At 32.9% G+C, this 24,917-nt stretch carries 26 protein-coding genes; 22 read left to right on the plus strand and 4 right to left on the minus strand.

Annotated features, from left to right (window positions below; translation table 11 throughout):
• Positions 1-94 precede the first annotated feature (94 nt).
• From ACUN3A_RS02540 to ACUN3A_RS02575, 8 genes are all read left to right on the plus strand, one after another.
• A complete protein-coding gene (locus ACUN3A_RS02540; RefSeq protein WP_445549783.1) occupies positions 95-1,648 on the plus strand; it encodes a glycoside hydrolase family 10 protein in 1,554 nt (517 codons plus the stop codon).
• Positions 1,649-1,716: 68 nt separating this feature from the next.
• Positions 1,717-3,243, plus strand: a complete 1,527-nt coding sequence (locus ACUN3A_RS02545) for an MFS transporter (protein WP_445549784.1) — start codon at positions 1,717-1,719, stop codon at positions 3,241-3,243.
• 77 nt (positions 3,244-3,320) lie between these two features.
• The gene (locus ACUN3A_RS02550; RefSeq protein WP_445549785.1) at positions 3,321-4,154 is read left to right on the plus strand and encodes a KilA-N domain-containing protein; all 834 of its coding nucleotides are present in this window, start codon (positions 3,321-3,323) and stop codon (positions 4,152-4,154) included.
• A 32-nt stretch (positions 4,155-4,186) separates the two neighbouring features.
• Positions 4,187-5,785: a glycoside hydrolase family 3 protein gene (locus tag ACUN3A_RS02555; protein WP_445549786.1), complete on the plus strand. Its 1,599-nt coding sequence runs from the start codon at positions 4,187-4,189 to the stop codon at positions 5,783-5,785.
• Between the two features lie 123 nt (positions 5,786-5,908).
• Positions 5,909-6,547 (plus strand): peroxiredoxin, encoded by a 639-nt coding sequence (locus ACUN3A_RS02560; RefSeq protein WP_445549787.1) that lies wholly within the window; start codon positions 5,909-5,911, stop codon positions 6,545-6,547.
• Between the two features lie 161 nt (positions 6,548-6,708).
• Complete coding sequence (locus tag ACUN3A_RS02565) at positions 6,709-7,017, plus strand: thioredoxin family protein (protein ID WP_445549788.1); 309 nt, start codon at positions 6,709-6,711, stop codon at positions 7,015-7,017.
• A gap of 66 nt (positions 7,018-7,083) precedes the next feature.
• Complete coding sequence (locus ACUN3A_RS02570; RefSeq protein ID WP_445549789.1) at positions 7,084-7,341, plus strand: DUF6952 family protein; 258 nt, start codon at positions 7,084-7,086, stop codon at positions 7,339-7,341.
• A 359-nt stretch (positions 7,342-7,700) separates the two neighbouring features.
• Entirely contained in the window at positions 7,701-8,708 is a 1,008-nt protein-coding gene (locus tag ACUN3A_RS02575) for an IS110 family transposase (protein ID WP_445549790.1), read from the plus strand.
• A 123-nt stretch (positions 8,709-8,831) separates the two neighbouring features.
• Here the strand turns inward: ACUN3A_RS02575 and ACUN3A_RS02580 are convergent, their stop codons facing one another.
• Both ACUN3A_RS02580 and ACUN3A_RS02585 read right to left on the minus strand, forming a co-directional pair.
• A complete protein-coding gene (locus ACUN3A_RS02580; RefSeq protein ID WP_445549791.1) occupies positions 8,832-9,686 on the minus strand; it encodes a L,D-transpeptidase in 855 nt (284 codons plus the stop codon).
• A 378-nt stretch (positions 9,687-10,064) separates the two neighbouring features.
• The gene (locus tag ACUN3A_RS02585) at positions 10,065-10,889 is read right to left on the minus strand and encodes a M48 family metallopeptidase (RefSeq protein ID WP_445549792.1); all 825 of its coding nucleotides are present in this window, start codon (positions 10,887-10,889) and stop codon (positions 10,065-10,067) included.
• Positions 10,890-11,159: 270 nt separating this feature from the next.
• On the opposite strand from ACUN3A_RS02585, the gene kdsA reads away from it, so the two are divergent.
• From kdsA to ACUN3A_RS02605, 4 genes are all read left to right on the plus strand, one after another.
• Positions 11,160-11,978, plus strand: a complete 819-nt coding sequence (kdsA, locus tag ACUN3A_RS02590) for a 3-deoxy-8-phosphooctulonate synthase (protein ID WP_445549793.1) — start codon at positions 11,160-11,162, stop codon at positions 11,976-11,978.
• A gap of 22 nt (positions 11,979-12,000) precedes the next feature.
• Positions 12,001-12,915, plus strand: coding sequence for a hypothetical protein (locus ACUN3A_RS02595; protein WP_445549794.1), 915 nt, complete (start codon positions 12,001-12,003; stop codon positions 12,913-12,915).
• A 97-nt stretch (positions 12,916-13,012) separates the two neighbouring features.
• Positions 13,013-13,873: a hypothetical protein gene (locus ACUN3A_RS02600; protein ID WP_445549795.1), complete on the plus strand. Its 861-nt coding sequence runs from the start codon at positions 13,013-13,015 to the stop codon at positions 13,871-13,873.
• Between the two features lie 164 nt (positions 13,874-14,037).
• Positions 14,038-15,588: a pectinesterase family protein gene (locus ACUN3A_RS02605; RefSeq protein ID WP_445549796.1), complete on the plus strand. Its 1,551-nt coding sequence runs from the start codon at positions 14,038-14,040 to the stop codon at positions 15,586-15,588.
• A gap of 54 nt (positions 15,589-15,642) precedes the next feature.
• Here ACUN3A_RS02605 and ACUN3A_RS02610 read toward each other — a convergent pair whose 3' ends face one another.
• On the minus strand, positions 15,643-15,993 hold the full coding sequence (locus ACUN3A_RS02610; protein ID WP_445549797.1) for a DUF1801 domain-containing protein: 351 nt from the start codon (positions 15,991-15,993) through the stop codon (positions 15,643-15,645).
• A gap of 76 nt (positions 15,994-16,069) precedes the next feature.
• Between ACUN3A_RS02610 and ACUN3A_RS02615 the strand changes: the two genes are divergently transcribed.
• The 8 genes from ACUN3A_RS02615 to ACUN3A_RS02650 all read left to right on the plus strand — a co-directional run bounded on the left by ACUN3A_RS02615 (position 16,070) and on the right by ACUN3A_RS02650 (position 21,294).
• Positions 16,070-16,675, plus strand: coding sequence for a hypothetical protein (locus ACUN3A_RS02615; RefSeq protein ID WP_445549798.1), 606 nt, complete (start codon positions 16,070-16,072; stop codon positions 16,673-16,675).
• 90 nt (positions 16,676-16,765) lie between these two features.
• The gene (locus tag ACUN3A_RS02620) at positions 16,766-17,437 is read left to right on the plus strand and encodes a YiiX family permuted papain-like enzyme (protein WP_445549799.1); all 672 of its coding nucleotides are present in this window, start codon (positions 16,766-16,768) and stop codon (positions 17,435-17,437) included.
• A 3-nt stretch (positions 17,438-17,440) separates the two neighbouring features.
• Positions 17,441-17,737 carry a winged helix-turn-helix domain-containing protein gene (locus ACUN3A_RS02625; protein WP_268847092.1) on the plus strand — a complete coding sequence of 99 codons (297 nt, stop codon included), beginning with the start codon at positions 17,441-17,443 and terminating at the stop codon, positions 17,735-17,737.
• A gap of 143 nt (positions 17,738-17,880) precedes the next feature.
• The gene (locus tag ACUN3A_RS02630) at positions 17,881-18,537 is read left to right on the plus strand and encodes a DUF1361 domain-containing protein (RefSeq protein WP_445549800.1); all 657 of its coding nucleotides are present in this window, start codon (positions 17,881-17,883) and stop codon (positions 18,535-18,537) included.
• A gap of 2 nt (positions 18,538-18,539) precedes the next feature.
• On the plus strand, positions 18,540-18,860 hold the full coding sequence (locus ACUN3A_RS02635) for a hypothetical protein (RefSeq protein ID WP_445549801.1): 321 nt from the start codon (positions 18,540-18,542) through the stop codon (positions 18,858-18,860).
• A gap of 26 nt (positions 18,861-18,886) precedes the next feature.
• On the plus strand, positions 18,887-20,245 hold the full coding sequence (gene creD, locus ACUN3A_RS02640) for a cell envelope integrity protein CreD (protein ID WP_445549802.1): 1,359 nt from the start codon (positions 18,887-18,889) through the stop codon (positions 20,243-20,245).
• Positions 20,246-20,564: 319 nt separating this feature from the next.
• Positions 20,565-20,753, plus strand: coding sequence for a hypothetical protein (locus ACUN3A_RS02645; RefSeq protein WP_445549803.1), 189 nt, complete (start codon positions 20,565-20,567; stop codon positions 20,751-20,753).
• Positions 20,743-21,294 carry a Smr/MutS family protein gene (locus tag ACUN3A_RS02650; protein WP_445549804.1) on the plus strand — a complete coding sequence of 184 codons (552 nt, stop codon included), beginning with the start codon at positions 20,743-20,745 and terminating at the stop codon, positions 21,292-21,294. The genes ACUN3A_RS02645 and ACUN3A_RS02650 overlap by 11 nt, the downstream gene beginning before the upstream one ends.
• A 76-nt stretch (positions 21,295-21,370) precedes the next feature.
• Here ACUN3A_RS02650 and ACUN3A_RS02655 read toward each other — a convergent pair whose 3' ends face one another.
• Positions 21,371-22,321, minus strand: coding sequence for a hypothetical protein (locus ACUN3A_RS02655; protein WP_445549805.1), 951 nt, complete (start codon positions 22,319-22,321; stop codon positions 21,371-21,373).
• A 282-nt stretch (positions 22,322-22,603) separates the two neighbouring features.
• On the opposite strand from ACUN3A_RS02655, the gene ACUN3A_RS02660 reads away from it, so the two are divergent.
• Positions 22,604-23,524, plus strand: coding sequence for an EamA family transporter (locus ACUN3A_RS02660; protein WP_445549806.1), 921 nt, complete (start codon positions 22,604-22,606; stop codon positions 23,522-23,524).
• Positions 23,525-23,526: 2 nt separating this feature from the next.
• Positions 23,527-24,648, plus strand: a complete 1,122-nt coding sequence (locus tag ACUN3A_RS02665; protein WP_445549807.1) for a cysteine desulfurase family protein — start codon at positions 23,527-23,529, stop codon at positions 24,646-24,648.
• Positions 24,649-24,917 lie beyond the last annotated feature (269 nt).

A 24,917-nucleotide genomic window follows, 5' to 3' on the forward strand; every position in this document is an offset into this window, starting at 1 on the left:
TCTGTTCCTTAACTTTCAGTAGAATTTATTAGTAATTAATTAAATAAACTTGGCTAAAAAAACTACTTTTGATTCCTTTATAAAAAAAGTAAATATGTATATAAAGAAGTCCTTATTATACCCAACCATATACCTGTTGTTAGTTACTGTTTTTGGATTTGCCCAAAGAAGAGAAATGCATCCCAAAAATGAATTTCGAGCGGTTTGGATTGCTACTGTTGTAAATATTGACTGGCCTAAAAACAGTTTTGATGCGGTAGAAAAACAAAAAGCCGACTTTATTCAAATTTTAGATACCTATCAAAAACTCAATTACAATGTAGTAGTTGTACAAATACGTTCTGTCGGTGATGCATTATATCCAACCATATTAGCACCTTGGTCACGGTATTTAACTGGAATTGAAGGAAAAGCTCCCGGCCAAAATTTTGATCCTCTGAAATGGATGATCGAAGAAAGTCACGAGCGTGGGTTTGAATTTCATGCTTGGATGAATCCCTATCGTGCTACTATGGATTTAAAAACCGAAAGCTTAAGTATTGACCATGATTATAATAAACATCGAGATTGGATGATTGAATATGGGGGGAAATACTACTACAATCCTGCCCTTCCCGAAGTTCAAAAACACTTAGCAGCGATAGTCGAAGAAGTAGTAATCAAATATGATATTGATGCGATACATTTTGATGATTATTTTTATCCGTATAAAATAAAAGGACTTGACTTTAATGACACTGCATCTTTTCAAAAATATGGTGCTGGACTTTCTCTTGAAAATTGGAGACGTTCTAATGTAACTACTTTTGTAAAAAATATTTCTTTTGGAATCAAAAAACTAAAACCGTGGGTACAATTCGGCATCAGTCCGTTTGGAGTTTGGCGCAACAAATCCGTTGATCCAAAAGGTTCTGATACTCAGTCTGGACAAACGAATTATGACGATTTATTCGCTGACCCTGTAGATTGGATGACTAATAATTGGATTGATTACATCATCCCTCAATTGTATTGGAGTGTTGACCACAGAACCGCTTCCTATGCCAAACTAATCAAATGGTGGTCTGAAAATGTTCCGAGTAATACCGCTTTATATATTGGAAACAGCTCTTATAAAATTAAATCGGATTCCGATAAACATTGGAATAACATTTATGAAATCCCGAATCAAATTGACCTTACACGCAACTATCCAAATGTACTTGGAAATGGTTTTTTTAGTGCCAAATGGTTTATCAACAAAAATCAGGATGTTGTAAAAATTCTACAGGAGAATCAATACAAATATCCTGCATTACCTTTGCCTGTTCCTAATTTAAAAAAGAACATCACGGAAAGTTTACTAATCAGTTCAATTACGAAGGACACTGCTAGTTATTATGTTTCTTTTCAGAAACCAATACAACTTTCACAAATTCGCTATATAGTTGTCTATGCAGCAAAAAATGCAGCAAAAATCAACATCAACGACCCATCTCAAATCATCGATAAAATTGCTGTAGTTGAAGAAAACAACGAATTCAACATCGAAGTTCCTGCCTATAAAATGATTGGTAAAACTGGTTTTGCTTTTACCTACGTAGATTATTATGCGAATGAAAGCCCTGAAACTATAATTGATCTGGAAGTAGAAACACAGACTAAATAAAAGTTTAAATGATTTAAATTTTTAATAAATAAACGACTTAACGATTAAACGACAAACCCAATAAACAAATGAAAGACAACAAACCTTGGTATTGGATTCCGCTATTGAATTTTGCTTCTGGATTTCCGTATGTAATTATAATATCTGTCTCTGTTTTGATGTACAAAAACCTTGGAATCAGTAATGAAGATATTGGTCTATATACCAGTTTATTATATTTACCATGGGTAATCAAACCACTTTGGAGTCCTTTTATTGATTTGCACGGCACCAAGCGCAAATGGTTTTTGAGTATGCAATTATTTATTTCAATTGCCTTTTTAATTGTAGGTTTTATTATTCCAACCAGTAACTTTTTCATCTTGAGTTTAGCTATTTTTTGGGTAGCGGCGTTTGCTTCTGCTTCAAATGATGTGGCAAGCGATGGGTTTTACATGTTGGCATTAGAAAAAGAACAACAATCTTTCTTTTTAGGAATCCGAAGTACTTTTTACAGAGCTTCTATGTTAACTGGAAATGGATTGATTATTTTATTGGCTGGTTATTTAGAAAATCGCTTTGGTGACAATCAAAAAGCCTGGTCATATACGATGATTTTCGTTGGACTAGTAATGAGTTTTTTAACCATTTACAACTATTTTGCTACTCCAAAAACTGAATTGCCAATAACTGCAGGAGAAACTGAAGAGAAAAATTTCGCAACAGTTTTTGCTAGTTTTTTCAAGAAAAAGAATATCGGGTTAATTCTTGCTTTTATTCTTTTATTTCGTTTAGGTGAATCGCAATTGCTCAAAATGCTGACTCCTTTTTTAGTAGATCCTATTCGATATGAATTAGTAGAAACGGCTTCCGAGGCAGATCAAACAAAAGCTTTGGAATTGTATAATTCGAAAGTAAAAAAGGGAGAAAAATTAGCAGTATCCGAACTACAGTTTCTTTATTCTAAACTGCCAATAGTGACCGAAATGCAAGATTCAAAAAAACCATTGTTAGAAGTCGAAAATAAGAATACTGAAGAATATAAAAATGCAAATAAAGCCCGAATTGAATTTATAAATCAATTAGTTACTGATAAAGGAACACAAAATACAATCCATAAAGGCGGAATGGGGTTAGAAACTGAAGATGTCGGAATCATTTATGGCACCTTCGGATTAATTGCACTTACTATTGGGGGAATTCTTGGCGGAATAGCTATTTCTAAACAAGGATTAACCAAATGGATGTTACCAATGATTTTAGCAATGCATTTGCCTATTATTGGTTTTGTATTATTAGCACATTTTCATCCAGCCTCGATTTACTATATTTATGCAGTAGTCATTTTAGAACAATTTGGTTATGGATTTGGCTTTGCTGCTTTTATGATGTACTTAATTTATGTTGCCGAGGGAGAATCCAAAACGGCACATTATGCAATTGCTACTGGATTTATGGCATTAGGAATGATGCTCCCTGGGATGTTGAGTGGTTACATTCAGCAATATTTAGGATATGGAAATTTCTTTATTTGGGTACTATTAGCAACGATTCCAGGTTTAATTCTATCTCGATTTTTATTTTTTCCAAAAGATTACGGAAAGAAAATAGAATAACAATTATTCAAATTAAAAAAAATCCTACTTTATGAAAATGAAATTATTTAATTTTAAAAATCATAAAATAAAATATTTTGAAAAGCAAAGTTAAAATTATAGAAGTTCAAAATGCTCATATCGCAGTAGTTTCTTCAAACAATGAAGATGATTACATCTGCATTACTGATATAGCAAAAACCAAAGAATCTCGTTCACGTGCAGCTGATATAATTAAAAACTGGATACGCAGCAGAACAACTCTTGAATTTTTAGGTACTTGGGAACAAATGTACAATCCAGATTTTAAAGTGGTCGAATTTGACCACTTTAAAATGCAGGCAGGTTTACCAAGTTTTGTTTTAAGTCCAGGTACTTGGGCTGAAAAAACAAATGCAATTGGCATTTATGTCAAATTAGGCAAATACGGAGGAACTTTTGCACACAAAGATATTGCTCTTGAATTCTGTTCTGCGGTCAACCCAATCTTTAAATTATTTTTAATCAAAGAATTTCAAAGATTAAAAACAGAAGAAAGTAACAAAGAAAAACTCGAATGGAATCTCCAGAGAACTATATCTAAAATAAATTATAGAATACATACCGACGCCATAAAAGAAAATCTAATTCCGATAAGTCTGAGTATAAACCAAAAGAATTTTATTTATGCCGATGAAGCTGATATATTAAATGTAGCGCTATTTGGCAAAACTGCAAAAGAATGGCGTGCTGAAAACTCCATCGAAAAAGGAAACATTAGAGATAAATCTTCAATTGAACAATTAGTGGTTTTGTCTAATCTTGAAAGTATAAATGCAATGTTAATACAACAAGAAATGGTTCAACAAGAACGATTAATAAAATTGAATGAAATTGCTATTAGTCAAATGAAATCCCTTATTAATGCTAACGCATTGAATAAATTAAAATAGTTTTAAAAAAAATCAGTGCTAAATTCAAAACAATGACACTAGAACAAAAAATAGGGCAATTCTTTTTTCCTGCTGTTTTTATCAATGACACTGAGGAAAATATTCAAGAAACAGAACGTTTAATTAAAGAATATAATATCGGTGGGTTGACTTTTTTTCATAGCAGAGCCAGTGCGGCGACCAATTATGAATCTAAGAAAAAAGTAGAATTTAACGATGATAGTTTTCAACGTTTAAAGGATTTGATTGTACGCTATCAAAAATGTGCCACTACTCCCCTATTAATGAGTATCGATGCCGAATGGGGCTTAGCGATGCGTGTTGAAAAAACACCACAGTATCCTTATGCCATTACACTTGGTGCTTTGCCAGAAAGTAAAACAGACCTTGTTTATGAAGTGGGTAAACAAATTGGATTGGACCTAAAGTCGGCTGGAATACATTATAATTTAGCTCCTTTGGCTGACATCAATAATAACCCCAATAATCCTGTGATTGGGTATCGTTCTTTTGGTTCAAATAAAGAAAAAGTAGCACAATTTGCTTTGGAATATTTGCGAGGCATGAGCGATGTTGGGATTTTAGGCTGTTTAAAACACTTCCCAGGACACGGAAATACAAGTGTTGATTCCCATTTAGGTTTACCCGTTTTAGAAGAAAACTTAGAACAATTACTCGAAAACGAATTAGTCCCTTTTATAAAAGGAATTGAAAATCAAGTGGATTCAATTATGATTGGTCATTTAGCTGTTCCTGCTTTGAACGAAGGAAAAGAAACATCTGCCACTCTGTCCAAAAATATTATTGAAAATCTTTTACGAGAGCGTTTAGGCTATGATGGTTTGATAATTTCCGATGCTTTAAATATGCACAGTGTTTCGAAACTATATGACATCAAAGGACAACTAGAATGGGAAGCTTTTAATGCTGGAAATGATGTGCTTTGTTTTGCCGAAAATGTACCCGAAGGCATTCAGGAAATACTAAAAAATGCAAGTCCTGAACGCATTGAAGCTAGTCTAGAGCGTATCATGAAATGCAAACAAAAAGCAGGTCTTTTTGACGAAAATCCAACGGCTATTACTGATTTTGATTTTAAAATCACTGCAGAGCTGAACCGAAAAATTGCCGATTATTGCATTACAGATATCAAAAACAAAAACAATTCGATACTGGTATTTAATGCCAAAAACAGAGAACGTCTGGCAAAATTGAGTGTATACAAAACTATCGACAATCCATTCTTCAAAACATTAGGTACCGTCTTGCCTTCACCTGAATATGCCATTGAAAATGCTGAGGATTTAATAAATACTACTTTAATAGAAGACCTTACACCATTTGAAACGCTAATCATTTCATTATATATTCCAAAAGCAAAACCGTTAAATAATTTTGAATTAGAGGATTCTGTTTTGACATTTTTGGGCGAATTATTCCAAACCAAAAAATGTATTCTGTATGTTTTTGGTAATCCGTATGCTTTACAAGTAATCCCAAATTTAGAGTTCACTACTGGAATAGTTGAGATGTATCAGGATTTTGCAGAGTTTCAAGAAAGCGCAGCCGAACAATTATTACAAGATAAAAAAGGAAGAGGAACACTACCTGTTTCAATAACAACCATTTAACTTTAATTATAATCAAACACTATCGATAGATAAATAATAATAATAAAAATTTATCCATCACCTTTAGGTATGTGCCTTATATTTGCATCAAATTAAAAATTTAAATAACTAAAATTAATAAATATGTCATTAGTAGGTAAAAAATTCCCAAGTATTGCAGTAGACGCTATCTCAGAAATGGGTGATAATTTGAAAATCAATATTTTTGAGGAAGCTACAAACAACAACAAAAAAGTACTTTTGTTTTGGTACCCAAAAGATTTCACTTTCGTATGTCCAACTGAATTACACGCTTTTCAAGCTGCTTTACCAGAATTCGAAAAAAGAAATACAATCGTAATTGGAGCTTCTTGCGATACTAACGAAGTACACTTTGCTTGGTTGAACACGGCAAAAAACAATGGTGGAATCGAAGGTGTAACTTACCCAATTCTTGCAGATACAAACAGAAACTTATCTAACATCCTTGGAATTCTTGATGTAGAGTCTACAAGCTATAGCGAAGATACTGATTCAATCATTATTGAAGGATCTAATGTTACTTACAGAGCAACTTACCTTATTGACGAAACTGGAAAAATCTTCCACGAAAGTGTAAACGATATGCCATTAGGACGTAACGTAAACGAATATTTAAGAATGGTTGATGCTTACACACATATCCAAGAAAAAGGAGAAGTTTGTCCAGCAAACTGGGAAGCTGGAAAAGAAGCAATGACTGCTGATAGAATCAGTACTGCTGAATATTTAAGCGCAAACTAATTCTCAATATCAATGGCAATTTCAATATTCAATTTTTGATCTTGCCATTATATTTCAAAACTCCTTTAAAAACTAAGAATAATTTCAATCTCTAACTTCAAATATTAATTGTTTAAAAAATTGATTTTTGAAATTGAAATTGAAATTGAAATTTCAAAATTATGTTAATAGACTTAAACGAAGATACGTTAGCAGATTTAGTTGCTAAAAATGAAAAAGTAGTAGTACAATATTCGGCCTCTTGGTGTGGAAATTGTCGTATTATGAAACCAAAATTCAAAAAATTAGCGACAGAAAATGAAGCTATAACCTTTGTTTTGGTTGATGCAGAAAATTCTCCAGAATCAAGAAAGTTAGCCAATGTAAGCAACTTGCCAACATTCGCAACTTTCGTAAATGGTGTTTTGGTAAATGAAACGCAAACTAACAAACAAGAAGTTTTAATCGAATTGGTTAATGAAATAGTTTAACTAGTTATTTGTTTATTCGTTAAATCGATTAAACAAATAAACGATGTAACGAATAAACATAAAGAAATGAAATTACCTGTAATCAAGCATTTGTCTCAATTTATTGAAGAAAACGATCAAGATTATCTTATCGAAACTATTGAAGTTTTAGAGGCTTTAACCGAAGTTTCTTCTCTAAAAGATGAAGAATTGGACGTCATTGGCGAATTAATTTCAAATATGTACGGTGCGCTTGAAGTTCATAAAATGACCAAAGACGGAATGGAGAAAAAAGAAGCTTTAAATACTTTTATGAAAAGAGTTCTAGGTTCGATCGACAAATAAAACTTTTGTTCTCAATACAATAACGCCTTCAGCAATGAGGGCGTTTTTTTGTTATAACAGCATTTGGGCGAGCCACCAATCCGATAAAAGGGCTAATTAACAGATCGGTTATTCGCCCTTTTATCGGATTGCTGTCGGGCTATACGCCTTTACTTTGTGTTTAATAAAAACAGTAACTTTATTCAAAGGAAAACAGAGGTGAACTATGCTATCCGCCAAGCTTGTGACTTATGTAGCGCATTAGTCCTCTGTCTTCTCCTTGAATCCCGTTGAATTGCTTCAAATAGAATGATAGACATCAAGGTCTAATAAAGGCTCTAAAGAAGTTCAACATTTTTGTTTATCCTAAATTCAAAGTTATGAAAAACTATTTATTTTATGTAGGTGTTGATATTTCAAAATCAAAATTAGATGTAGTGCTTTTAAAAAAAGAAGAGCCAAATGTAATTAATCATTTCATTGTAGAAAACAATTTAAAAGGTGTTAAGGAAATTTTAAAAAACTTAACAAAACAGAAGATAGATTTAACTGCTGTTTTGTTTTGCTGTGAAAACACCGGGGTTTATACTTTTCCTTTGAGTAGCTGTCTATCTGAAAGCAATCTTGATTTCTGGGTTGTACCAGCCATTGAAATCAAACGATCTAAAGGAATCTCGAGAGGCAAAAATGACAAAGCAGATGCTAAAGACATTGCTTTGTACAGCCTCCGAAATGTTGATAAACTAAAACTCTCTACTTTGCCAGAAACAGTAATTCAACAATTAAAATTGCTTTTCACTGAAAGAGAAAAAGTAATGAAATCATTTAAAATTTTTGAGAGGACAAAAGAGAATGCTGCTTTTATGCCAAAACAGATTTATCAATCAATTAAAGGAATAAATAATAAAACGGTGAAGTTTTTAAAAGCAACATTAAAATCTATTGAGAAGGAAATGGAAGCAATAATATCTAGTCATTCTGAATTGAAAAAACAATTTGAATTGATTAAAAGTGTTCCTGGCATTGGAGATAAAACGGCTATCTATATGTTAATTGTTACAAGAGGTTTTACAGCATTTGATAATGCGAGGAAATTGGCTTGTTACGCTGGAACCGCCCCTTTTGAACATACGTCGGGTTCGAGTATAAAAGGACGAACCAAAGTAAATCATATGGCAGATAAAAAAATGAAATCAATATTACAAATGTGTGCTTTAGTAGCAGTAAAACATGATCCGCAACTCAAAGAATATTATGAAAGAAAAAAAAGGGAAGGCAAAAATGCTATGTTAATCTTAAACAATGTAAAATGCAAAATAATAGGACGTGTTTTCTCTGTAATTAACAGACAAACACCATATATAAACACATATAAATTTGCCTGTTAATCTTTTAAATTTAATTGTTTTTTATCATAGAATGCGCTACTTTGGTAGCTTGCTTCTATCCCTCTCGCGAGCATCAGGTTTCAAAAAAACTTTGATTTTAAAACCTGAAACCTATATATTAAATTACGATTTCTTCTTTTTATCCTGTTCTTTCAAAATAGTATCTAAATAAGGTGAAATTATTTTTTCAACTTCGCTTTCAGAAATAGCTAAAGCCTTTGGATTAGTAACGAGCTGTAGCCAAGGCTTTGGTGCATCATAATTGTAACTTCCGAAAACAACAACTGGAGTCCCCTTGAATTTTACATTCTCATCATCGACCAAAACCCATTGATCTGCCCATTCATATAAATACTTAGCATCTTTTTCTTGTAATCGCAAACACGAATGAGACGCAGGATAACCCGGCAAAGTGTATTGATGAAATCCAACACCTAATTTATTTTCGATGTTAAAATTCCATTTCAAATCCCATTCATCATTAAATGTACTAGTTGTTTTTTCCGCTTTCCAATTGGTAAAAAATAATCCAACAGGTGTTTTGTCCTTTGCTCTTCCCATATTAGTTGGCCCAGTACGAATTAAAATTCCATTTTCGTAAGTAGCAAATGTTTGGGTTGGATAAGAAAACAGAATGATTTTATCGACCTTTTGCAAAGAATCAACTTTAAATGGAAAAGGCAAATAAAACGCAATATCACCACTCAAATCCGTTGGAATAATAACGGAATCAATTTTGGTGAAATTTTCTTTATCAGTTCTGTTTACTGCAATAGCAATATCAAGTTCTTCCTCATTTTTATTTTTTTTCAACCATTCTTTACTGTTTTGCAAAGTATAGGAAAAAGTTTTAGGCTCTTTTCGAATAGGTATTTTTTTTGTGACGACAGTTGTCTTTTCAGCATCCGCTTCATTACCATTTTTACAGGAAAATAAAATAATTGCAATAATTCCGAACACTATAATTGATTTTTTCATACGCTTTCGTTTTATACAAAAATGCTTAAAATGAACCAATAAACTGTTACATAATTATTCAAAAATATTACGCCTTTTACATTTTCAATTATAAACTTATGTAACTATTAGTAAATCAATCTTAAAAAATATTAATCTTTATTACAAACTAAACCCTTTTATCTGCATGAAAAATTAGCACGCAGAATTTGCAGATTTACGCAGAGTTCATAAGATTAAGTTATCATACAGAATAGCAAAAAAAATCTTGGAAGCTAAAACGAAATGTAATAAAGTTGATAATTTTAAGTATTTCTCCGAACAACAAAAAAGTACAGTTTTCACTGTACTTTTTTTTAGATTTTAATCCGCGTAACTTAATAAACAATCAAGCTCAACTTATTTAAAAGTAACACCAAATTTTAAAGCCTCAGCTTTAGCTTCTGGAACCAATCTTTTTAAATTGGCAATTCTAGTAGCATCAGCAGGGTGTGTACTCATAAATTCAGGAGGAGCATTTCCTCCACTACTCGTTGACATTCTTTCCCAAAATGATATTGCAAATTCAGGATTATAACCTGCAAGTGCCATAAGTGTTAACCCAATTTTATCTGCTTCACTTTCTTGGCTTCTGCTAAAAGGAAGCATTGCTCCCACCTCAGAACCTATTCCATAATATTGTTGCCACATTTGTTGCTGTTCAGCACTTTGACTGCTTGTTGCCAAGGCTACTCCTACTGCACCAATTTGTTGTATTTGTGCTGCACTCATTCTTTGAGCTCCATGATTTGCCAACGCATGAGATACTTCGTGACCCATTACCGTAGCCAATCCTGCTTCATCTTTGGTCACTGGCAAAATTCCTGAATAAACAACAATTTTACCACCAGGCATACACCAAGCATTCATTTCTTTGCTTTCTATCAATTTATATTCCCATTGATACCCATTTAAATAATTCGATTGACCATGAGCATTTAACCAACGTTCTGCAGCTGCCTTAATTTTCATTCCAACATTTTCAACTCGTTTAGCATCTTCAGTTCCAGATATGACTTTGTTCTCTTTTAGAAAAGCATCATATTGCTGAAATGATGATGGAAATAACTGGCTATTAGGCACAAAATTTAAACTCTTTGTTCCTGTAAATGGATTTGATGCACAGGAAAAAAATAATCCTAATACACAAACTCCAACGCATAGTAATGACAAGCATTTTTTCATAAACTATAATTTTAAATACGTAACAATATTACAACTAATTATGAATTTTAACTTACATAATAAACTCAAAAAGTATCAATATTATTAGGAAGCTATAGATCAATACTATACAATTTAAAGCTAACAATAAACCTTTCGTGGGGCTTTTTAAGATGCTTGTAAAGAGGTAATCGTCAAAAAAATTAACTTTGGTACTTTAAAAATAACTATAAAATCTAATTCGAAAATCGCAAAATCAAGTTACCTTTGCACTTTCAAAAAAATCAAAATATGAACATACAAAATATACCTCAAATTAAACATACTGAGAGTGGTAACTTCTTTTTACTAGCAGGTCCATGTGCTATTGAAGGAGAAGAAATGGCAATGCGAATTGCTGAACGATTGGTTACTATTACTGATAAATTACAAATTCCTTATGTTTTCAAAGGATCTTTTAAGAAAGCAAATCGTTCTAGAATTGATAGTTTCTCTGGAATTGGTGACGAAAAAGCACTTAAAATTCTTGAAAAAGTATCTAAAACTTTTGGCGTACCAACTGTAACAGACATTCATACCAATGAAGATGCTGCTATGGCCGCTGCCTATGTAGATGTTTTGCAAATTCCAGCATTTCTTGTTCGTCAAACGGACTTAGTTGTTGCTGCTGCTGAAACTGGAAAAGTAGTAAACTTGAAAAAAGGACAATTCATGAGTCCTGAAAGCATGAAACATGCTGTACAAAAAGTATTGGATTGTAACAATCAAAACGTAATGGTTACTGATCGTGGGACTATGTTTGGCTACCAAGACATGATTGTAGATTACCGTGGTATTCCAACGATGCAACAATATGCTACTACAGTTCTGGATGTTACACATTCTTTGCAACAGCCAAATCAAACTGCTGGAGTTACAGGAGGAAGACCTGATATGATTGAAACCGTTGCTAAAGCTGGTATCGCTGTTGGTGTAGACGGTATTTTTATCGAAACACACTTTGATCCTGCTAATGCAAAAAGTGATGGTGCAAATATGTTACACTTAGATTACTTCGAGCCTTTGATGACTAAATTGGTGGCCATTAGAAAAACCATAAATCAATTTTAATTAAACATAGAATACCAATACATTGAAAACAATTTTTTTTTACGCCTCATTTTTAGTTCTTTTTTTATCAATTAATACTTTTGCACAAGGAGACATTCCCTCTACCGAAAGATTTACCGCACACAATAAAGGTAAATTCTTCATTTCATGGGGTGGTAACAGAGAGAGCTATACTGAATCGGATGTGACCTTTAGAGGAAAAGATTACAACTTTACAGTTGATAATATGGAAGCTCACGACAAACCAAAAGGTTGGCATATTGATTACATCAATCCTGCAAACATGACAATCCCGCAAACTAACTTTAGAATGGGATATTTCATTAGCGACCATTACAGTGTTGCTGTTGGTTGGGATCACATGAAGTATGTAATGACCCAAGCTCAAACGGCTAATGTAACCGGTTATATTAATTTACCTGCTGATAAATCTGGATCTATTTACAACGGAGTTTATGATAATACTCCTGTAGATATGTCTCAAGGTAATGCTCAGGAAGGTGGTTATGATAAAAATGTTGTTCAGCCAAATGGTACTGCTTTTTTAATGTACGAACATACAGATGGTTTGAACTATGTTAATACTGAGGTTTCCAGACATGATGATATTTCGAAAGTATTTAAATTACCAAATACAGATAAAGTTCAGATTAATTTAACGGAAGGTTTAGGAATCGGGCTTTTATATCCAAAAACAAATGCTACTGTGTTAGGAATGCCTCGTCATGATGATTTTCACATTTCTGGATATGGTTTTTCTGCAAAAGCGGGGATTAACTTTACGTTTTACAAATATTTCTATGTACAAGGTGAGGTAAAAACGGGTTACATCAACATGCAAGATATTAGAACAACAACAAGTAGTGATGATAAAGCTTCACAAAATTTCTTCTTTTTCGAAAGAACTATTGTTTTTGGAGGTATTTTTAGATTATAAAATACTCTCATATAAAATCAAAATCTCCTTCGGGAGATTTTTAGTATAAGATAGATTTAGTTGCTTTAATAAAAATTATTAATCAAATTTAAAGACATTGAAAACAAAAATTTTACATACTGCTTTTTTAGTTCTTTTCTTTACTGCTAATGCTTTTGCTCAAGAAAGTACGCCATCAAATGCACTATATACCGCTCATAACAAAGGAAAATTCTTTTTTCACATGGGAGGAAACAGAGCTTATTACACTACATCTGACTTGCATTTTGACGGTCAGGGATACAATTTTACAGTAGAAAATGCACAATCGCACGATTTACCAAAAGGATGGAACATCGATTATATTACACCTGGAAAATTAACCACATCACAGACCAACTGGAAAGCAGGTTATTTTTTTCATGATAAATTTAATGTTTCTGTTGGGGTCGATCACATGAAATATGTAATGACTCAAAATCAGACTGCTTTAATTAATGGAAACATTAATTTACCTTCAAGTGAAGTTGGTTCTGCATTTAACGGAATTTACAACAACAAACCCGTAGATTTATCTGATGGTAAATTTTTAAAGTTTGAGCATACTAATGGATTAAATTATGTTTTTACCGAAGTTGCACATTATGTTGATATCTCTTCATTATTTGGTATTAAAAACACTGATATCTTTCAAATCAATTTCACTCAAGGAGTTGGTATGGGTTTATTGGTTCCAAGAACAGATGCTACTGTTTTAGGAAAAGAAAGACATGATGAGTTTCATATTTCAGGTTATGGATTCTCTACTGATGCTGGTTTGAATTTTACTTTCTTCAAACATTTTTACGCCCAAACAGAATTAAAAGGCGGTTATATCAACATGACCGATGTAAGAACCACTTATACTGATGAGCATGCACAACATCATTTTTGGTACGGAGAAACCATCGTTTCTTTTGGAGGAATCTTCAGATTATAAATACTTTACCAAATACTAATTAAAATCTCCTTCGGGAGATTTTTTTTGTTTTAGGCAGTTTTTAAATTTGATTACTGCAGTTTTATTCTTAATTTTCACAGAATAAACAATTACAACTCATTTATTGTGCAACGCAATAGTACTACAAACTAAAAATAGCAACTATGATTATTATCGCATTAAAGAATCAAATTTTCAAGATTGCAGGATTATTGTTTTATTTCTTTCTAATCATCTGCATGCAGTCCATTAATGCGCAAACATTGCAAAATAAAACAGAGCATTTTCCACTCAACGGAGCAAAAAACGTAAATCCTGACACCTATTTCAAGCTGACATTTAATAGTATTCCGAATTTACATAACAAAGGAAAAATACGCATTTATGATGCTTCAAACAATACACTTGTCGATGAACTGGATTTATCCATTGCTCCAGGTCCCAAAAACACACGTACACCTGCACCTTATGACAAATTTGTATACAGTTACATGCCAGACAGTACATACACATCGCATAAGGAAGATTTAAATACGGCACACAAGTACCATCTTAATTACGTAGGTGGCGCTAAACCAATTGATACCTATCATTTTTATCCTGTACTAATTGATGGAAATACAGCATTAATTTATCCGCACAACAATCATTTAACCTACAATAAAACCTATTACATTGTTGTTGATAGTGGTGTTTTTTCCTTTGCCAACGGTCAACCTTTCCAAATAGAAAAAAATAGATGGCAGTTCCAAACTAAAAAAATGCCACCTGCAAAAGACAGCAAAAAAATAATTGTATCTGCTGATGGAAAAGGCGATTTCACAACAGTTCAAGGCGCGATAGATTTTATCCCTGAAAATAACAGCTTGCCCATTTCCATTTTTATCAAAAAAGGAACTTATAACGAAATTATAAACTGCTCAAATAGAAAAGGAATTTCCTTTATAGGAGAAGATCGTAATGGTACAGTTATAAGATATGCCAATAATGCCGTATTTAATTTTCGTGAAATGAGTCCTGATCCTAATCTAAATAAAGATATTCACAACATTAGAGCCGTAATAGCAATACACCGCTCTTCGGAAATTACTATTGCAAATTTGACTGTGCAATCTCTAGGCGAAAAACCCGCACAGGCCGAAGCTTTATTAGTAGTAGGAGATAAAATGATTATTGACAATGTTGCTATTGAAGGAAGCGGTGATGCCTTACAAGCCACAGGACGCGTTTATGTAAACAATTCTAACATACAAGGTCATGGAGATAATGTATTGGGATATGGGGCGGTTTATTTTAACAATTGTGAATTTGTTTCCTATTCTGGTCCTCACATGTGGGTTAGAAATACAGAGAAAAATCACGGTAATGTATTGGTGAATTGCACTTTAAAAACCATTGGCGATGCAGAAACTGATATTGCAAGAGCACCAGATAATCATGGCATTAAATATCCTTATACCGAGGTAGTACTCATCGACTGTAAAGTAGAAGGTTTACGCCCATCTGGTTGGGGAACCGTAACTGATGCAACAGAAAATATAAAATATTGGGAATACAATACAACTAGTCTTGAAACAGGTAAAGCTGTTGACATTAGCCAACGACATCCAGCCTCCAAACAATTAACTATGGAAAAAGATGCTGAACTGATTAACAACTATAGAAAACCTTCTTATGTTTTGGATGGCTGGAATCCGGAATTATCCGCCCATTAACTTCCCAAATCATTGATTAATACGGTGCAAAGTTTCCTGACTTTGCACCGTATTTTATACACATAATGCTGCAGCTTCCTGTATCACATCAATCAGGACAGCATTATCTATTTCTTCCAAATTATAATACCTAAGCGATTTAACGGTATTTCTTTTTTCATCCACAAGACAATCCTGGTTTCTTTTTAATTGAAACCCTCTAGCGAAACCTGCATCTACAAAACCTTTTTTAGAATTGGAAATCAGGTAACAAAACATCCTTTTTTTATAATACAAATAAGGCATACCCCATTTAAAGTGCATTTCTAAATCGGAAATTTCCCTTTTAAAAACACTAATCAAATGCAATAGAATTGCCTGATACCTTTCGGGTTGGCGGTAGATATATTCGTCTGTTAGCTTCATCTTATAAAAATAATTAAAAATTGTATTGCAAATCAGAAATTTTATTATTTACTTTGTAATTCAAAGTACTTTATACATGAAAGATAAATATTTACAAGACATTAGCGACATCAAAAATATGATGAACAAATCCTCACAGTTTATTTCTTTGAGTGGTTTGTCTGGAATTTTGGCTGGTGTATACGCTTTGATTGGAGCCTATATTGCCCATGAATTAATTCAGAATAACGACAATTACATCATTACTTTAGAAAGCGATACATTTAAGTATATTCTATTGACTGCTTTTAGTGTTTTATTTTTATCTGTTGGAACGGCATTACTATTAACTGTTAATAAAGTAAAAAAAGAAGGTGGAACAGCTTGGAATTCTTCCTCCAAAAGAATGGTAATCAACTTTCTGATTCCACTACTAACTGGAGGTATTTTTGGTTTGTTATTATTGCGTCACGGATACTACGGCTTAATAGCTCCTGTAACGCTTCTTTTTTATGGATTAGCTTGCGTAAATGCGAGTAAATATACATTAAGAGATGTTCGTTCATTAGGTATCACCATCATAATTTTAGGCCTTTTGGCAACTGAATTCTGTGGATATGGATTAGAATTTTGGGCTCTAGGTTTTGGCGTTTGTCACATTCTTTATGGAAGTATGATGCATTTTAAGTATGATAGGAATTAGAAAATAGTATTCAGATAAAAAATACAATAACTGCGGAATTAATAAAATAGTGACTATTTAAGGAATAGTATGAAATCAAAAAGTTCAAACATGAAAAAATCAAAGTATCTATTTGCCATAATTACCTTTTTGATGAGTTTTGGCTGTGCTTTGGTCATTGCCAATTCGATGTTTGGAAATATCCTTTTTGGCGAACGCCCCATAAATTTATTGGATAAAATTCAAGAGGGAGATATGATTTTTCAAACTTCACAATCCAAACAAGCTGAGGCAATTCAAATAGCGACTAATTCTAAATTTTCACATTGTGGAATTATTTTTATTGAAAAAGGAAAAAAATATGTTTTTGAAGCCGTACAGCCTGTGAAATTCACACCGCTAGAAGCTTGGATTACCCGAGGAAAGGAAAATCATTTTGTAGTTACCCGATTAAAAAATGCATCAACAATCCTCAATGCTCAAACTATTCAGAAAATGAAAGTTTATGGAAAATCATTGAATAACAAAGAGTATGATCGATACTTTGGATGGTCTGATGATAAATTATATTGCTCAGAATTGATTTGGAAAATATACAAAAACGGAGCTGGAATCGAATTGTGTCCATTGCAAAAATTAAAAGATTTTAATCTAAAAGATATCAGAGTTCAGGCTATATTAGCCGAAAAATACGGAGCTAAAATTCCGCTCGAGGAAAGTGTTGTAGCGCCATCAAACCTGGAACAATCCAAAATAGTAACCAAGATAATAGATACCTACTAAGATTTGAAAAATATTATTCAAAATATCAATAAAGCTTTTGATCATCGCATACGACTTGGAATCATGTCGGTTTTGATGGTCAATGAATCGGCCGATTTTAGTACTTTGAAAGAGTTATTAGGCGTTACCGACGGTAACCTAGCCAGCCATACCAAAGCATTAGAATTAGAAAATTATATTGCTATTGAAAAACAATTCATAGGGAAAAAACCAAATACAAGCTACAGAGCAACCAAAGAAGGGCGCAAAGCATTCCAAGATCACATCAATGCCCTTGAAAAATTGATACAAAAACGATAAGATATTTTTTTTGATTTTAAACTTTGAAATTCAAAGTACTTTACATTAAGTCAAAAGTCAAAAGTCAAAAGTCAAAAGTCAAAAGTCAAAAGTCAAAAGTCAAAAGTCAAAAGTCAAAAGTTTAAAATCTAAAATCTAATACTATGCAGCTCATCATCAAACTATTCAACAGTAACCGCAAGATTAACAGCGTTTTGTTTTTATTTACAATTTACTGCTTGCTTTTGCTCATTGTCCGTGCCAAATTAACCAATACTATTTATCTCTTTTTCTTGGTTTGGAATCTGTTCCTTGCTTTCGTGCCTTACTTTTTTATCAGCTATTTAAAAACTCAAATTGCGGTTCAGAAAAGTAAAATCAAAACAGTTTCGCTACTTTTTATATGGCTACTTTTTCTACCAAATTCATTTTACATTCTTACCGATTTGATTCATTTATCCCAATCGAGTAACCATTTATTTTGGTTTGATTTGATCGTCATAAGCTCATATGCACTAATTGGGTTTACTCTTGGAATCGTTTCACTGATAGAATTTGAAAACATTCTAAAAACCTACACTTCTACCCTGATTACCCATTTAATAATGCCTGTACTCTGCTTTTTATGCGGAGTAGGAATCTATCTGGGCAGAATTCTCCGATATAACAGCTGGGATATCATCAGCGATCCATTTGAAATAGTCCGAGCTATATTTCTCACTGTATCATCTGCACATGCGTTGCTATTCTCCTTTTATTTTGGAGTTTACATCTATTTGTTTCTTTCGTTAAAAAAAATCTATTCAATTATAAACCAATAAAAATGGAAACTACTCTAACACAAGAAGAGCCATTTGATGGTAGCACTTCTACTGAACTTGCCTTCGGCTGCTTTGCAATTGGCTCCCTGTTTTTTATACTTTTCCTAACACTACAAGACAATTCTTTTATTCTGATTATTGGTTTTATCTTCATTGTGCTGGCAGGTCTTCTAAACATTATTATGCTCACTCACCTACTCTATCATTTTTACATTTGTCCACAACAGCGGAAATACATTGGGATAAAAATTTCAATTTTAATAAGCAATATTCCAGTGGCATTCTTGTACTACCTCATTGCAGATTCATTCAAACTATTATAAAATTTAACTCTATAAACCTAGAAAACATGGAAACACCAGAAAATCAAAACCCAGCTCCAACACCATTTTTCCAATCCAATACCGCCAAAATGATTATGGTTGGAATACTAACTTTTGTATTGCTCATTCCGCTGGAATTTGTCAAAAGCCTGATAACCGAACGTTCGTTTCGCCAGGAAGAAGTCATTACCGAAATCAATGATAAATGGGGAGAAAGCGTCTATTTCTATGGACCGATATTAAAAGTTCCTTACACTACTTTTGACGAAACGGTATCAATCAACCAAAAAACAAATGAAACAGTAAAACAGCGAAAAGCAATTACCAAATACGCTTATTTCTTTCCCGAAGATTTAAAAGCAAAGTCTAACGTAACGACCAAAGTTCTCAACCGAAACAATTACGAATCGGTTGTTTACAGTTCCAAAATGAATTTTGAAGGCCACTACATTCAGCCCGATTTTAGCAGTAAAAACATCCCTGCCGAAGTCATTCAATGGAACAAAGCCACAATTTTAATAAAAACCACGAATCTAAAAAGCATCAAAGACGAAGTGAAAATTAACCTTGGCGGTACCAAATTCACTTTCGAACCTGTTTACAGCACAAATCCAAACGATTCTACACAAGCTCTGGAAACTAATTTTATTGATTTAAAAAGCATTTTAAAAACAGCTAAAACCAACTTCGGTTTTGACATCACTTACAACGGAAGCAAACAGATAAAAATGGTACCGATTGGTAAAACCACGCAACTAAGCATGCAATCCAACTGGAGTTCACCAAGTTTTACAGGCAATTTTCTTCCAGATGACAAAACCAAAAAAATCGATGCCAACGGTTTCACTGCCAACTGGAAAATCCTGCACATCAACAGAGCTTTTTCACAGCAATTCTTCGAGAATCTGCCTGATTTAGGAACCTATGCTTTTGGAGTGGATTTTGTAATTCCGGTAAACCAATACCAACAAAATGAAAGAGCCGCCAAATATGGTTTTCTCGTAATAGGCTTAACATTTTTAATTTTCTTTCTAATCCAGTCGATTAGCAAAATCAGAATCCACATTTTTCAATATTCAATGATTGGTCTGGCACTCATTTTATTTTACACGCTGCTTATTTCGATCACAGAACACAGCAGTTTCATGAAAGCTTACTTAATTGCAGCTGTGGCAGTAATTACTTTGATATCGCTGTACTCCGTTTCAATCCTAAAAGGGCGTAAATTTCCGTTATTTATCGCCGCCTCACTCACGGGATTGTACACCTTTATCTATGTCATTATCCAATTAGAAAACTACGCTTTATTAGTAGGAAGCATTGGTTTATTCTGCATATTGGCAGCAGTAATGTACTTTTCAAGAAAAATTGACTGGAATAAATAAAGTAGAATAATTAGGAGCTATTTCCTGCTATCCGTTTCAATCTTGCTAGCCGAACACCGGCCAGCAAGGATTTCCACTACTATCAGGGCTAGGGTTTTTCGGTAATTAAGAACATTTGCAGAGTCATTGTGAGGAACGAAGCACCCGAACGAAGTGAACTGAGCGAAGCTAATCACACTATCAAAAGTAACTTAAAAATAGATATAGCAATTGTGATTGCTTCGTTCCTCGCAATGACTTTCAAATCAAATTTTGAAAATCCCAACAGCTTTAAACAAAACTCTCTTAAAGTTTAGTATTTTTGAAGCCTCAAAATGAAATGATGAAGAAAATTGTAATTCTGATAATGGCTTTGGCCATTGGTGTTGCGTTCTACGAACAGACAAGTACCGATAAAAATGTATACATAATGGTGGTTGCCGTTGTCATTTTCATGATGGGAATGATGCGTTTAAGCAGCAAAACTCCAAGTAAAAACCAAGATAATAACGAAGACGATGTTCAATAAAGGAGATAAAGTTTCAGTGCTGGATGATGCCGTTGATGGTGTAGTTTTATCCGTCAAAGACAAAGTGATCACTATAGAAACGACAGATGGTTTTGTGATGAATTATAATGCCACCGAGCTTATTAAAATTGGCGAATCTGGCAATTTGATGGAAGGAATCAAAGGTATTAATATCAATGAAATCAAGAAGGAAAAAGAAATTCCAAAACCTCGCAGTTTTGTAAAAGAAAAAAAAGACAAGAATGAATTACCCGTTCCTGAATTTGATCTGCATATCGAAAAATTGGTTCCCAATAAACGCGGTATGTCCAATTATGATATTTTGACGCTACAAGCAGAAACGGCCCAACGACACATTGAATTTGCGATCCGTAATCGAATTCCAAAAATTGTTTTTATTCACGGTGTAGGCGAAGGAATCCTCAAAGCCGAATTGGATTTTCTTCTAGGACGTTATGATAATGTCGTTTTCCAAGATGCTAATTATCAAAAATACGGTCAAGGCGCTACCGAAGTTTACTTTAAACAGAACACTAAGTAACTCTAATTGTTTTCCATAAAAAAACGTCAATGTTCGAAAAGTATTGACGTTTTTTTATAATAGTAAAAGTTTTTTATTACTGCTTAACAGTTTGTAACTCTCCATATTTATAACTAGTACCCAATTGGAAATCACTGTTATCTTTTGCAAGACTTACATTTTTAAGAATAATAGTATGCTTATAAGTGTTTGGTCCTGAAGTGGTAGTTGTAACTTCGATTGTACCCCCAGCTTTTCCTAACCATTCTTCCTTAATTGTTGGTAGTAATGGATCTGTTGCTTTGCAAAAATAATCCGGCTGTAATACACCATTTTCAAATAAACGGTAAACTAATTTATTTTTGACCGCTCCTATTGTACCAATTCTTGGCTGATTGATAGGAGTTACTTCGTTTACTATTAATGCGGGATCAATGTTAAGAGTTAACGATTCACTCGAATTAAATTCATAGACCAAACCGCTATCACAAATAGTCAATAATTGATTAAAAGATAAAGCTAATGGTGTTACCGTTTCTAAGTAATCCCCAAAACTAAACGTTTCGTAAAACTGCGTAGTCCCATCTCCTTTAGCGAAAGTTATATTTTTAAAAACGATAGTGTTTTTATATCCCGTTATTCTAGTACTATTATTGGTCTCATCCAATGATTTGATTGTTGCAGTCGTAATTTCGACAACTCCTGAGCTAGCATTCCATTGGTTATTAATATGTGGAGTTGCCGGAGGAATCAAATCACAAATATTACCTGCTAACACTTTACCGTCATAAAAATTATACACCACTTGATTCGTAGAACTGATATCTAATTTTATTGGATTACCCGGTTCTGTAGCATCATTTACAAAAGTTTCTTCTGGAATATTCAATATCAAAGCTTCATTTTCTTTGAGTTTATAAAGCAAGTTATTCTCTGAGCACTTAGTTGTAGCTATTTCACTAAAATCAACAGTATACACTATTAAATCACCATCATCACAACCTGAAAAAGCGAATACACAACATAAAATCCCTAAAAATCGTTTCATTATTTCTTTATTTGGAACAAAAATATAATATTTAATTTGTTCCGTAAACTTTACACCCCAAAAACGTATTATTTTATGGATAAAGAGTTACTAAGTTGCTCAGAAGCTAAGATTCTAAGTTTTAGAACAAACACAGTCCCACACATCTTTTCAGCTTTATTAACGATACTATTTTCCTGAATTCAAAATCTTAGAATCTTAGTTACTCAGATTCTAAGCAACTTTTCAAACACATTAATTCACTTTAGAAATCCTTATCTTTGCACCGAATATTATTTTTCAATGAAAAAAAACAACTATTATCTTGCTGCTTTTATTGCCTTTTTTATCTGGGGATTTTTCAGTTTGGCTTTAAAACCAATATCTAGTTATCCTTCTCTAGATATACTGTTTTATCGTGTGTTTTTTAGTGTATTTGCATTGACAGTCATAAACCTTATTTTTAGACGAAAAAATCTCAAAAAAAATTGGGCTGATTTTAAAATAATGTCTCAAAAAAAGAAACAAAAGATCATCATATTAACCTTAGTTGGGAGTTTATTCCTGGCTTCCAATTGGTTGATTTTTATATACGTGATTAATCATGTAAACGTCAAGGCGGGTTCATTGGCCTACTTGATTTGTCCCATTCTAACTACCGTTTTTGCTTTTTTCCTGCTTCGCGAAAAATTAAACAAATGGAAATGGATTGCGGTTGGCATCAGTACGATAAGTTGTGTTTTACTGTCTCTAAATCATTTTCAGGATATTTTTTACAGTCTGGCTGTTGCTTCAACTTATGCGCTCTATTTGGTAAGTCAACGTAAGAATAGCGAAATGGATAAGTTTCTGATTTTGAACATTCAGTTGCTTTTTATTTCCTTGCTTATCCTGCCTTTTTATCCAAGTTATAGTGGAGCAATTCCAACGGAACCTTTATTTTATACATGTTTATTTAGTATTGTTGTGCTTTTTACAATTATTCCACTTTTCTTAAACCTGTATGCATTAAAGGGACTTGATTCCTCCACAGTTGGAATCCTAATGTACATCAATCCAATAATCAATTTTACTTTGGCAATTTTTTACTTCAAAGAAGAAGTAAGTCTGCTTCAAATGATTTCATATTTCCTTATCTTGATTTCTATTCTTATTTTTAATAAGAAGATTTTATTTGGAAAAAATAAATCTAAAGCAATTATTAAAGATTCAAAATCTATTTAAGCATGAAAAAAGTATATCTCGATAACGCTTCTACTACAGCACTTCGTCCCGAAGTGATTTTAGAAATGACCAAATTATTAACCGAAGATTATGGTAATCCTTCTTCTACTCATAGTCTTGGGCGTACTGCAAAAAATATTCTTGAACTTTCCCGAAAATCTATAGCCAAACAATTGAACGCTACAGCATCTGAAATCATTTTCACTTCTTGTGGCACCGAAGCCAATAATTGGATTTTGCGATCAGCAGTAAAAGATTTAAAAACAGAACGCATCATTACCAGTAAAATAGAACACCATGCCGTACTTCATTCCATAATGGCACTTCAAAATGAATATGGAATCCAGGTAGATTATGTAAATGTAAAAACCACTGGTGAACTGGACTTGACGCATTTAGTTGAACTATTATCTGATGAAAAAAAGACTCTGGTTTCATTGATGCATATTAATAATGAAACAGGAACTATTTTGGATCTGAATAGAGTGAGTCAAATTTGTCAGGAACATAATGCTTTATTTCATTCGGATACTGTACAATCTATTGGAAAAACCAAAATTGATCTACAACACACACCTATTGATTTTATAGTGGCCAGTGCGCATAAATTTCATGGGCCTAAAGGAGTTGGATTTGCCTTTTTTAGAAAAAATTCAGGCTTACAACCTTTGTTTTTTGGAGGTGAACAAGAAAAAGGACTTAGACCAGGAACCGAAGCTATTCATCAAATTGGTGGAATGGCAAAGGCTCTAGAACTTTCGTATCAAAACCTTGAAACCGAAAGCCAATATATTACTTCATTGAAAGAGTATACTATTGAAAAACTAAAAGCAAATTTTCCTGATTTTAAAATCAATGGAGAAAATACTTTTTATAATTTACTCAATGTACTTTTGCCTTTAGACGAAAGCAAAACAGCGATGATTCTATTCCATTTGGATATGAAAGGAATAGCGGTTTCCAGAGGTAGTGCCTGTCAATCAGGTAGTATTAGACCTTCTCATGTATTAGCCGAAATTCTTACTGCTGATGCTATAAAAAAGCCGAGTCTTCGCATTTCCTTTAGCCATTTTAACACTACAGAAGACATTGATTTACTGATTGAAGCCTTGAGAAATTGTTAAATCAGTAACCCTTTAAATTCTTTATACTTCTTTTTTTTAAGCAATAGTATGTAATTAAATATCAACCACGTACCATTTGTATTAAATAGGCTTTTGAAACAAACCATCAAAAGAAATCCATTAAAATAACATCAACTCACATTTTTTTTGGGTGAATGATATTACTTGCTTTATATCTTACCTAAAACAATACTATAAAGTCTCATTTAAAAATAAAATGTTCATTTTTAAATGAGAAACATTTTATAAATTTAAAGAATTATAAAACG

The organism is Flavobacterium sp. WC2509 (assembly GCF_052683105.1).

Bases quoted from the DNA above. Each gene is read 5' to 3' on its own strand.
- ACUN3A_RS02540 (WP_445549783.1), top strand. From the start codon at position 95: ATGTATATAAAGAAGTCCTTATTATACCCAACCATATACCTGTTGTTA.
- ACUN3A_RS02545 (WP_445549784.1), top strand. From the start codon at position 1,717: ATGAAAGACAACAAACCTTGGTATTGGATTCCGCTATTGAATTTTGCT.
- ACUN3A_RS02555 (WP_445549786.1), top strand. From the start codon at position 4,187: ATGACACTAGAACAAAAAATAGGGCAATTCTTTTTTCCTGCTGTTTTT.
- ACUN3A_RS02560 (WP_445549787.1), top strand. From the start codon at position 5,909: ATGTCATTAGTAGGTAAAAAATTCCCAAGTATTGCAGTAGACGCTATC.
- ACUN3A_RS02565 (WP_445549788.1), top strand. From the start codon at position 6,709: ATGTTAATAGACTTAAACGAAGATACGTTAGCAGATTTAGTTGCTAAA.
- ACUN3A_RS02570 (WP_445549789.1), top strand. From the start codon at position 7,084: ATGAAATTACCTGTAATCAAGCATTTGTCTCAATTTATTGAAGAAAAC.
- ACUN3A_RS02575 (WP_445549790.1), top strand. From the start codon at position 7,701: ATGAAAAACTATTTATTTTATGTAGGTGTTGATATTTCAAAATCAAAA.
- ACUN3A_RS02580 (WP_445549791.1), bottom strand. From the start codon at position 9,686: ATGAAAAAATCAATTATAGTGTTCGGAATTATTGCAATTATTTTATTT.
- ACUN3A_RS02585 (WP_445549792.1), bottom strand. From the start codon at position 10,889: ATGAAAAAATGCTTGTCATTACTATGCGTTGGAGTTTGTGTATTAGGA.
- kdsA (WP_445549793.1), top strand. From the start codon at position 11,160: ATGAACATACAAAATATACCTCAAATTAAACATACTGAGAGTGGTAAC.
- ACUN3A_RS02605 (WP_445549796.1), top strand. From the start codon at position 14,038: ATGATTATTATCGCATTAAAGAATCAAATTTTCAAGATTGCAGGATTA.
- ACUN3A_RS02610 (WP_445549797.1), bottom strand. From the start codon at position 15,993: ATGAAGCTAACAGACGAATATATCTACCGCCAACCCGAAAGGTATCAG.
- ACUN3A_RS02615 (WP_445549798.1), top strand. From the start codon at position 16,070: ATGAAAGATAAATATTTACAAGACATTAGCGACATCAAAAATATGATG.
- ACUN3A_RS02620 (WP_445549799.1), top strand. From the start codon at position 16,766: ATGAAAAAATCAAAGTATCTATTTGCCATAATTACCTTTTTGATGAGT.
- ACUN3A_RS02630 (WP_445549800.1), top strand. From the start codon at position 17,881: ATGCAGCTCATCATCAAACTATTCAACAGTAACCGCAAGATTAACAGC.
- ACUN3A_RS02635 (WP_445549801.1), top strand. From the start codon at position 18,540: ATGGAAACTACTCTAACACAAGAAGAGCCATTTGATGGTAGCACTTCT.
- creD (WP_445549802.1), top strand. From the start codon at position 18,887: ATGGAAACACCAGAAAATCAAAACCCAGCTCCAACACCATTTTTCCAA.
- ACUN3A_RS02645 (WP_445549803.1), top strand. From the start codon at position 20,565: ATGATGAAGAAAATTGTAATTCTGATAATGGCTTTGGCCATTGGTGTT.
- ACUN3A_RS02650 (WP_445549804.1), top strand. From the start codon at position 20,743: ATGTTCAATAAAGGAGATAAAGTTTCAGTGCTGGATGATGCCGTTGAT.
- ACUN3A_RS02655 (WP_445549805.1), bottom strand. From the start codon at position 22,321: ATGAAACGATTTTTAGGGATTTTATGTTGTGTATTCGCTTTTTCAGGT.
- ACUN3A_RS02660 (WP_445549806.1), top strand. From the start codon at position 22,604: ATGAAAAAAAACAACTATTATCTTGCTGCTTTTATTGCCTTTTTTATC.
- ACUN3A_RS02665 (WP_445549807.1), top strand. From the start codon at position 23,527: ATGAAAAAAGTATATCTCGATAACGCTTCTACTACAGCACTTCGTCCC.